Below are 11157 nucleotides of genomic sequence, written 5' to 3' on the forward strand. Positions count from 1 at the left end.
AGTATGGTGTATTTGTTCCAACACCCACCCCAGCAAAGCCTCAATTCGTAATCAAAAATCAATATAATTCGAGCCACTATCACATTTACATGACAACAGCTAATGATTACCATTAATTAAGCTACATTCCACTTGAAAAAACAGATTTAAACGAGCTTCATCAATAAGTACATGCCTACAAATTATTACAAAGCGCCTAAGGCCAACCTGGAAAGTAAAACCACTCCTTCGCCCCAAACTATATCCTTCCTTATTGCCCTTAAAGCTACTGCGCTAACCTGTGTCGTATTGCCAACTATTATTGCGGTTTTTTCCTTGCCTGGTGCTTCCGGAATTCAGATTCTTAATGGCACAGTCCCCATGCTGACATTCTATCTGATGACTACTCTGGTATCCTTAATCGCCACCCTAACCTACGGGAAGCTTATTGAGTACTTCCTGTTAAAGATGCAGAGATACAACCGAGTTTCTATGATGTTGGGTGGTGCTCTTCCAAGCATTCTCCTTTGCTGTGCAGGAATAGCAACAACAGAATCAGGTTTCTTCGGTCTCGCATTTATTATCGCTTTATACTCAATTCCCATTGCCTTTTTATGCCATTATTTTGTTGCAAAATCTGGCAAAGATGTAAAGAGCGCTTAAAGGAACCTGCCTCTTCCCCCCTCCCTCAGACGAAGAATTAAGAGCCTCCGATCACCTTTGGGAATTTCTTCTCAGAATATTGATAGTTAATTCCCAAGGAAAACACTCTGCCCATAATCAAAAATCGGAGGGTCATCCTATAACGTCATCCAATATCATTTTAACGATAGTGCTTTGGATGTCAGTGGTAGCTTTGGGTGAAAATAATTCAAGTAATTACCCAGGGATTTGAGAGCCGTCTTTGCCTAACCAGCTATTCAGCAGAGTCCCAAATCGACAAACAGGCAGTAATCCGCTTGATAGAACTTAATATGTTGATTTGTAAGGAAATAGATATGAAAACTTACGCCTCCATTGCTGCGGCAGTCGCTATAGCCATCAGTGGGCACGCTGCCGCCAATACTACCATTGTCAATCAAAATGGCGTCGGGAATTCAGCCCTGTCCAACCAGGTTGATCCATCCACGTCAGGCAACTTTGCGATATTCACACAAATCGGTGACAACAACTCATCAACCACATCTCAGGTTGTCAACACTACGAATAGTGTTATTAATAGCACTCAACTTGGCGACAACAATACTGTTTCATCGATTGATCAAAGCGATTCCACTACGTCGGTAGTTACCGTAGTGCAAAATGGTCAAACCAATTTATTTAATGCACTTCAAAGCACTACCACCTCAAGCACCTCGACGACGACACAAACTGGCACCTCCAACCAATATACCACCGTACAAACCAATTCATCTTTAGATAACACCGTAATCACCCAGAATGGTGACTCCAACATGGGTTCCATGGTTCAGTCATCCTCCACTGGGAATGGGCTTTTTATTACCCAGCTTGGAACAACTAATACCGCAGGAGCAGCTCAATCGACTGAGACTTCCGGCACCATCACGGTACTTCAAGATGGCACATCAAATATGTCGGGAAGTACACAGGCTCTCGGAACAGGGAATATTCAAAGCACAACTCAGGTGGGAACGAGCAATACCTCATTAGTTCTTCAATTTACCAGTGTCGGAGATTCTGCTGAATTAATACAGGAAGGTGATTCAAACGATGCAGATATTGAACAAGATTTAGGCGCTGGCAATAGTCTCTACGCCGAACAGCTAGGCACCACCAATACGGTCATGACCTTTCAAACTGGTGCGGGTAACGATGGTGAAATTCTCCAGGATGGATTAAGTAACTCAGCAGATCTATCACAGGATGGCGACTTGCTCGTAGCCTATATAGAACAAATCCAGACTTCGAATACTGCAACAATTACCCAAACATCAACCAACAATAATGCCAGTACTATGCAGATGGGTTTCGCCAACACCCATGACACCACCCAGGCAACAAGTGGAAACTCAGCAACTGCTACCCAGCTAGGTACCAGTAATACAGGTACCATCTTGCAGTAATTTATCGGCCGGCCCCAGTGAACCTCAAACTGGAGCCGGCCATACCTGATGATATAGTGATATTTATTTTTCTATAGTAAATCTTTTAACAATTAAAGCCCCCAAGTTTTTACCCTCCCCTATTTTAAATGCATAAATGAAATGACTAACGTCATTAGTCACTTCTTTTTTATGCAAGGCAAGCTGCAATATAGGCCTGCAACTACCTCTTTAGGGATTTCTTCTCAGTAGATTGATAGTTAAATCCCAAGGAAAATACTGCTCACCTGACCGAAAATCGTTAGGTCATCCTACATCATCACCCAATATCATTTTAACGGTAGTGCTTTGGATGTCAGTGGTAGCTTTGGGTGAAAATAATTCAAGTAATTACCCAGGGATTTGAGGGCCGTCTTTGCCTAACCAACTATTCAGCAGAGTCCCAAATCGACAAACAGGCAGTAATCCGCTTGATAGAATTTAATATGTTGATTTGTAAGGAAATAGATATGAAAACTTACGCCTCCATTGCTGCGGCAGTTGCTATAGCCATCAGTGGGCATGCAGCCGCCAATACTACCATTGTCATTCAAAACGGTAATGGAAATACAGCAACATCTAACCAGAATGATCCATCAACATCTGGCAACTTTGCAATATTTACTCAAACTGGCGACAACAACTCATCCACCACCGCTCAGACAATCAACTCTACAAACAGTATTATCAATAGCACACAAATAGGTGATAACAACACCGTTTCATCAATTAGTCAATTTGACACCACCACTTCAGCCATTAATGTACTGCAAAATGGCCAAACCAATCTCTTTTTTGCCATGCAAAGCAATACGATGACAAGCACATCAATAAGCACACAAAATGGTACATCTAATGAAATGGTAATTACACAATTTGAATCCAATTTAGATAATATGGTTGTTACCCAGACAGGAGATTCAAATATAGGCGTGCTCGGACAAGACCAAACATCTAATACTTCCCAAATTTTAAATCAGCAGGGAATCTCAAACGTAGTCGGAGGCATTCTAGGTAACGAGACGTCTAGTGTTGGCATAATTTTCCAAGATGGAACCTCGAATATTGCAGACTCTATTTTTGAAAATGGTTCGGGGAATTATCAAAGTACCATACAGCTAGGCCTTAGTAATACATCATTCACTAAACAATCCTCTGCATTTAACAACACTTTTAATCTGCTACAGGATGGTGACTCTAATGATGCCCATGTTGTCCAGGAGTATGGCTCCGACACCTCCATTGAGGTCATACAGCTTGGCACAACTAACATGGTAATGACGGACCAGACTGGATCAACTAATGAGGCAGGACTTGAACAAGATGGCCTCAGTAACACCGCAGACCTCTCTCAAGATGGAGACCTACTTGTAGCCTTTATGGAGCAGGTTGGAGATTCTAATGGAGCTACGATTACCCAAACCTCTACGATGAATACCGCTAGCACCATACAAATGGGCACGACAAACACCCATGATACTACCCAGGCAACAAGCGGAAATTCTGCAACTGCTACTCAGCTAGGTACCAGTAATACAGGTACCATCTTGCAGTAATTTATCGGCCGGCTCCTGTGAGCCTCAAGCTGGAGCCGGCCATACCTGATGATATAGTGATATTTACTTTGCTATAGTAAATCTTTTAACAATTAAAGCCCCCAAGTTTTTACCCTCCCCTATTTTAAATGCATAAATGAAATGACTAACGTCATTAGTCACTTCTTTTTTATGCAAGACAAGTTGCAATATAGGCCTGCAACTATCTCTTTAGGGATTTCTTCTCAGTAGATTGATAGTTAATTCCCAAGGAAAACACTCTGCCCATAATCAAAAATCGGAGGGTCATCCTATAACGTCATCCAATGTCATTTTAACGATAGTGCTTTGGATGTCAGTGGTAGCTTTGGGTGAAAATAATTCAAGTAATTACCCAGGGATTTGAGAGCCGTCTTTGCCTAACCAGCTATTCAGCAGAGTCACAAATCGACAAACAGGCAGTAATCCGCTTGATAGAACTTAATATGTTGATTTGCAAGGAAATAGATATGAAAACTTATGCCTCCATTGCTGCGGCAGTCGCTATAGCCTTCACTGGGCACGCTGCCGCCAATACCACCATTGTCAATCAGAATGGCGTCGGGAATTCAGCCCTGTCCAACCAGGTTGACCCATCCACATCAGGCAACTTTGCGATATTCACACAAATCGGTGACAACAACTCATCGACCACCTCACAGGTAGTCAACACTACAAATAGTGTTATCAACAGTACCCAAATTGGCGACAACAATACTGTTTCATCAATTGATCAGAGCGATGCTTCCACTTCAGTCATTACCGTAATACAAAATGGTCAAACTAACTTATTCAGTGGCTTTCAAAGTAGCACCACTTCAAGTACTTCAACAACGACACAAACTGGAACTTCCAACCAATTCACCGCCGTACAAGGTAATTCATCTTTAGATACCGCCTCAATCACCCAAATTGGTGACTCCAACATGGGGTCCATGGTTCAGTCATCCTCCACTGGGAATGGGCATTTTATCACCCAACTTGGAGCAACCAACGTTGCAAGTACAGTCCTATCAAACGAAACTTCAAGCACCATCACGGTACTTCAGGATGGCACATCAAATTTATCGGGAAGTATACAGACTCTTGGAGCAGGGAATATTCAAAACACAACCCAGGTGGGAACGAGCAATACCTCATTAGTTATTCAATTTACCAGTGTCGGAGATTCGGCTGAATTAATACAGGAAGGTGATTCAAACGATGCAGATATTGAACAAGATTTAGGCGCTGGCAGTAGTCTCTACGCCGAACAACTAGGCACCACCAATACGGTCATGACCTCTCAAACTGGTGCAGGTAACGATGGTGAAATTCTCCAGGATGGATTAAGTAACTCAGCAGATCTATCACAGGATGGCGACTTGCTCGTAGCCTATATAGAACAAATCCAGACTTCGAATACTGCAACAATTACCCAAACATCAACCAACAATAATGCCAGTACTATGCAGATGGGTTTCGCCAACACCCATGACACCACCCAGGCAACAAGTGGAAACTCAGCAACTGCTACCCAGCTAGGTACCAGTAATACAGGTACCATCTTGCAGTAATTTATCGGCCGGCCCCAGTGAACCTCAAACTGGAGCCGGCCATGCCTGATTAAATCGTGACATTTAATTTGCTATAGTAAATCTTTCGATAATTAAAGCTCCCAAGTTTTCACCTCCTCTATTTTAAATGCATGAAAGAAATGACTAACGTAATTAGCCACTTCTTTTCAGACAAGGCAAACTGCAATATAGGCCTGCAACTATCTCTTTAGGGATTTCTTCTCAGTAGATTGATAGTTAAATCCCAAGGAAAATACTGCTCACCTGACCGAAAATCGTTAGGTCATCCTACACCATCACCCAATATCATTTTAACGGTAGTATCTTGGGTGTCAGCAGTAACTTTGGATGGGAACAATTCAAGTAATTACCCAGGGATTTGAGAGCCGTCTTTGCCTAACCAGATATTCCGCAGAGTCCCAAATCGACAAGCAGGCGGTAATCCGCTTGATAAAGATTAATATGTTGATTTGTAAGGAAGTAGATATGAGAGCTTACACCTATATTGCTTCGGCACTTGCTTTAGCAATCAGCACGCATGCTGTCGCCAATACTACGATTGTCAATCAGAATGGCACCGGGAATACAGCAACAGCCAACCAAGCAGACCCCACCACGTCGGGCAACTTCTCGATATTCACTCAAACCGGAGACAACAACTCATCAACCACATCACAGATAACCAACTCTACAAATAGTGTTATCAACAGTACCCAAATTGGCGACAACAATACCGTTTCGACGATTGAGCAAGATAATGCGACCACATCGACAATTACTGTACTGCAAAACGGTCAAACTAATTTATTCGATGCCACTCAAACCAATACCACATCGGTAACTTCGACAACCACACAAATTGGCACTTCCAACCAATTCACCACAACACAACTCAATTCCTCCCTCGATACTGCCACAATCACCCAGAATGGTGATTCAAACACTGGCTCTATTATTCAATCAAACTCTTCGGGGAATGGACTTGTTGTCATCCAACTGGGAACGACTAATGACGTAGACGGTACCCAGTCAAGTGAAACTTCTAGCACCGCCACCATATTTCAGGATGGAACATCAAATATGGCTACCTTTTTTCAGGTCGCCAACGGATTGGGGAATATTCAGAGCACAATCCAGTTAGGGACAGGTAATACCTCACTCATAACACAATTTACATCTACCGGTGGTACTGCTGAGCTAATACAGGATGGCGATTCAAACGATGCTGATCTTGGGCAGCAGGACGGCCTCGGTAATAACCTTTTTGCCGAACAACTGGGTACAACCAATATGGTTTTTGCCATTCAATTTGGTGACAGTAACGATGCTGAGATCGAACAGGATGGCTTAAGCAATTCCTCTACGCTATTCCAGCTTGGAGATTTACTGGTTGCCGATGTGGAACAGATTGGAGATTCTAATACGGTTACGATTAACCAATCAATGACGATGAATACCGCCAACATTATGCAAATGGGCACAACAAACACCCATGATACCACCCAGGCAACATCTGGGAACTCTGCAACCGCTACGCAAGTGGGAACCAGTAACACCGGCACAATCTTGCAGTAGTCCACAGGCCGGCCTCCAGAAACACGAGCGAGGCCGGCCATTTTGTTTGATCTATCGAGGCCTGTATCTCAAGAGAATGACTCCCGCCACCCTATTTAATAGCCGTCAAAATATTACATACTTATACGGCTCAAGCATAAATCCACTCGTAGAGTTAAAGTTGTATTTCAAGATTCAACTCTAAGGCCAGGGATACTTACCAGTACCCTCTTTCTCAAACTGCTCCAACTTCTCTTTAGCCTGAGGTAAAAGGTCATAGATTGGCGGATTATTGGATATAAAACCGATCTTGAATTGTGGGGGATACTTAATGAGTTCTTTCATATAGTCTCCCGCCGATGTCATCACTGGTACAAGCATTGGCAAATGACGCACACCGATACTGACATCTTCCTGAGGATTGGAATAAAGGTTAAATAATATTGCCCCGCCACTCTCAACAAAAATGGGACCACTGAACCCGCCCCAGTTTCCCCTCTGTACGACACCATTTTCGATTTCTGCCGTCCATACATATTTGAACTCATCAATACGCATGGCAGAAAAATACTGATTTATCGTATAGGGCCGACTACGGCGTGCAGACTGGCCATTATCCGCCAACAGCATTCCCGTTTGATCGATACCATCGATATATCGATCTTCATTAACAAAACTTGCCACCTCCCTACCGGGCTTGCCCGCTATTGAAATGGCTGTGTTAAAGAGATCAGCCAGATCAAACAACCCTTCAGTTCGGCGCGGCTTTATCATCCCCTTCCAATAGGCAAATGTCGGCACTCTTACTCCACCCTCCCAGCTCGTACCTTTACAACCCCGGAAAGGGGTTCGGCCATAAGGGGGAACCTCGCACTCGGGGCCATTATCCGAGGTGAAGAAAATCAGAGTGTTATCCAGCTGGTTTGTTTCCTGCAAAGCACTAAATAGCTGTGCAAGTACATAATCCATATGAACCATACAGTCGCTATATACTGTACGAGCCCTGGATTTTCCTGCCCACTTATCGGATGGGTAGTTGTCAAAGTGACAACCACGGGGAGCGTGATACAGGAAAAAGGGCCTTTCAGCGTCTTTCATCTGCCTAATGAAGTTTACGCTGTATTCCATCCATTGATCATCAAGCACTTTGATAGTGTCCAGGTCAATCAGATGGAGATCTTCACACCGCTCCGTGTCCTGCGGCGTGCAATGAACCTCACTATGACTAAATGGCTCCTTCTGCATCATGGCAAAGCGCTCTGGAGACAGCGCCACTTCTGGATTGAAATAAACGTCCCGCCATTCCGTATACATATCTGATACACCGAGAAACCCTCGGTAATCGTCATAACCAACATTCTGCGGTAGTGAGCCCTTATTCTCCCCCATATGCCATTTACCGACCCCCTGGGTCACGTAGCCTAACTTTTTGAGTACCGCCGGCATGGTTACTGCTCCGTCCAAGCCGCCAGCCTCACCGTACATTGGGGGGCGTAGGATTCCATGGTGTAGCGGATTTTGGCCGGTATGAATAGTAGCCCGTGTTGGCGAGCATGAAGGTGTTGAATAGGCAGAGGTTAAAATAAGCCCCTCATTCGCCAATTTATCCATGGTGGGTGTGGCATTGCCGACAGCAATTCCTCCTCCGTTAAAACCAACATCCATCCAGCCCACATCATCAAGTAAGAAAATCAATATGTTAGGCTTTTTGCCAAACTTCTCCTCCAGAAGAGCCAGCTTCTGTCTAGCTTGCTTTTCCTCTTGCGGATGCTGGATTACGGGATACATATTGTCAGCCAGCTTTACAGGCTTTAAATGCAGAAATTGATCCGGATGGCTGTATCCTGGTGCAGAAGTTGGCCCCGTGGTACTTCCCCGTAAATTCTCTGCCAGAGCAATGGGGCCTGACACCATCAAGATTACAGCAAGAGATACAACAAGAGAATTATCAGCCAAGAACCGCAACCAAGACAATTTCATATCCGAGATCCATTTCGTATAAATTTACTATTAGCAATCTCTAAGAACTCAGCCCTTCCTGAGCCGCCAATATTAAACGGCTAACAACCCATACGAGTTAACATCGCTAATACTTGTTGAAGGATAGCCCCGACCACTCGCCTTATCCCTTGCAGTCAACATTTAGAGAGAATGAAAATAGGAAACACGCTCCTAAAGACCGATAAGAAACCGTATTGCCTAAGAGGAATCTAAGCAGCGCGTCAATTACCTTCTCTGGGGCTCCTGAAAGAAGAAAATTGCAATCAAGAACCCTATAAGGACAATAAATCCATCTACCAGTAGTGCCCGGTTCACACCGGTGGCAATATCCGGCGCTGACGCCAATATGGCTGAATTGATCCCCAAACCCACAGCACCACCTAAAAAACGGAACATATAGACAACAGCACCAGATAAACTGGATTTACAGGCCTCCACAGAGGTAATTGCAGCGGTCACAGCGGCAGGGCTAAATATACCCAAGCCACTACCAATCAATAACATACCCGGTACAAAGACTGGGTAGACAATATGATTACCGTGAACCGAAAGCATGAAAAGCCCCAGACTCATCGCCAGGGCGCCTGAACAGAGCAGTAATTTGGGGCCAAACCGCTCATGAATTGCTCCAGAAACAAATGCAAAAATGCCAGAAGAGACCATAGCTGGCAACAAAGCCAATCCGGCCTGAAATGCAGAATACTGATGCACGCTAATAAAAAGCAAAGGGATATAGACAAGGGTTGCAAAGAAGGCGATAGCGACAAAAAACACACTAACTCCTGATGTCATAAACACACGATTTCTCACCAAGCTCTCTGGAATAAGAGCATCATCTGCCATTCTAGCTTCAACAAAAGCAAAAGTTATCGCAGCCAATAAAGATATTGCCAGAAGACAGAAAACCAAGAGTCGAGAAATACCTGTCTGAGTTATTAAATCAAGAGCCAATAAAAACAGGAAAAGGGATACGGAGAGAGTTAACACGCCCAAGTAATCAATTCGTTCGTCTTTTTTTTCAAACTGCTCTGACGGGTACTTCAATACGTAAAAAACGACCACAAAGATAGCAATGGGGATATTTATAAATAAAATCCAGCGCCAGCTCAAAAAATCTGACAACACTCCTCCAATAACAGGCCCGCAAGCAGTAGCCACACCTAATGCAGCCAAAACAAAGCCCCCAACAAATCCTGCGCGATCAGATGGCAACAGTGTGTAAGCCATCCCTAGCATTGCCGACCAGGCTAATGCACCTCCCAACCCCATCAATACCCTGGCGATTAACAGTACCCCTACCTCACTCGCAAGCCCTCCCAATAGCGATGAGCAAGAAAAAATACCAACACCAATTAAGAAAACAGTTTCACGCCCATAGATATCCGCCAAACGCCCACTGGTCACAATAATGACTCCATAGGCCAGGGCATAGGCATTCACTACCCAGTGAACGAATGATATGCGGACGGAAAAGTCTTTGGCGATAGCGGGGAGAGCTGGTGAAAAGGCGGTAAAATCGCTGGCGATTAAGAATACTGATAAAAATAGAACTGATAGCCCCCAGACCTGTCCCTCAGAGATACTCTTCACATTCATCATATTTACTATACATGCTCTATAAGCCAAACTACAATACAGTTTAGCCTGTAGCACAACATCATTCTTTTACCTATAAAATGGGACCAATAATCTATAGCACTATGCAACTCATTAAGAAGGCAACTATGAATACATCTACTTTCAGGCCTCTCCTAATGACACACATATCCAAGATTAGAAAACTAATTCGAAGGTAATACCTTTTAGAAAACTATCAGCATCTCATAATTATCTCCAACCTAAATAGACTCTACAATCTTACTCAATTGTATTGCTACCCATCTATTGGCAGCCCAGACTTTAACATCTAGATTTAAATGCCGAAATAATGGTAAAGTTTCGGACCAAGAAAATTAAAGCCAAGGTACGCAATGAAATTTTTGAAAACGGTATCTATTGGATTGTTGTTTATATCTGACCTGACAACTGCAGCAGAAGATCTAAACACCTCCACAATAGAAAAGATAGTATTCTTTTCAACCGCATCATCTCGAGACGGTGAAGTTGTTATTAAATTAGATAAAGAGACGGAAAACTGCCAACAGTACTGGTTAAGTGCAAAAGACAGCCTGGGCTATCGAAACACTATATCATCAGCATTATCTGCATATCACACGCAATCAGAAATATTAATAGGTGCCGATACAAGCAGCCTATGGACTGGCAGCAGTGTTTACGATACTTGCGAAATAATTCATTTTCGAGTGCTTTAATCAGGCTCTCTCAACTCAAACCTAAACTGCCTTAAAAAGGTGGGGGAGTATGAGTCGAACTGATAGTTGAGGCCTAATG

At 43.6% G+C, this 11157-nt stretch carries 8 protein-coding genes; 6 read left to right on the forward strand and 2 right to left on the reverse strand.

Annotated features, from left to right (window positions below; all coding sequences use genetic code 11):
- Positions 1-171 precede the first annotated feature (171 nt).
- From ACJJI1_RS22795 to ACJJI1_RS22815, 5 genes are all read left to right on the forward strand, one after another.
- The gene (locus tag ACJJI1_RS22795; protein WP_444958141.1) at positions 172-642 is read left to right on the forward strand and encodes a hypothetical protein; all 471 of its coding nucleotides are present in this window, start codon (positions 172-174) and stop codon (positions 640-642) included.
- Positions 643-839: 197 nt separating this feature from the next.
- Positions 840-2063, forward strand: a complete 1224-nt coding sequence (locus ACJJI1_RS22800) for a hypothetical protein (protein WP_444958142.1) — start codon at positions 840-842, stop codon at positions 2061-2063.
- Positions 2064-2413: 350 nt separating this feature from the next.
- Entirely contained in the window at positions 2414-3637 is a 1224-nt protein-coding gene (locus ACJJI1_RS22805; RefSeq protein ID WP_444958143.1) for a hypothetical protein, read from the forward strand.
- A gap of 350 nt (positions 3638-3987) precedes the next feature.
- On the forward strand, positions 3988-5211 hold the full coding sequence (locus ACJJI1_RS22810; protein WP_444958144.1) for a hypothetical protein: 1224 nt from the start codon (positions 3988-3990) through the stop codon (positions 5209-5211).
- A gap of 348 nt (positions 5212-5559) precedes the next feature.
- Positions 5560-6786, forward strand: a complete 1227-nt coding sequence (locus ACJJI1_RS22815) for a hypothetical protein (RefSeq protein ID WP_444958145.1) — start codon at positions 5560-5562, stop codon at positions 6784-6786.
- Between the two features lie 180 nt (positions 6787-6966).
- Here ACJJI1_RS22815 and ACJJI1_RS22820 read toward each other — a convergent pair whose 3' ends face one another.
- Both ACJJI1_RS22820 and ACJJI1_RS22825 read right to left on the reverse strand, forming a co-directional pair.
- Entirely contained in the window at positions 6967-8745 is a 1779-nt protein-coding gene (locus ACJJI1_RS22820; protein ID WP_444958146.1) for a sulfatase-like hydrolase/transferase, read from the reverse strand.
- A gap of 246 nt (positions 8746-8991) precedes the next feature.
- Entirely contained in the window at positions 8992-10365 is a 1374-nt protein-coding gene (locus ACJJI1_RS22825; protein ID WP_444958147.1) for an MFS transporter, read from the reverse strand.
- A 371-nt stretch (positions 10366-10736) separates the two neighbouring features.
- Between ACJJI1_RS22825 and ACJJI1_RS22830 the strand changes: the two genes are divergently transcribed.
- Positions 10737-11078: a hypothetical protein gene (locus ACJJI1_RS22830; RefSeq protein WP_444958148.1), complete on the forward strand. Its 342-nt coding sequence runs from the start codon at positions 10737-10739 to the stop codon at positions 11076-11078.
- Positions 11079-11157: the final 79 nt, after the last annotated feature.

The organism is Microbulbifer maximicatervae (SeqCode) (assembly GCF_052467065.1).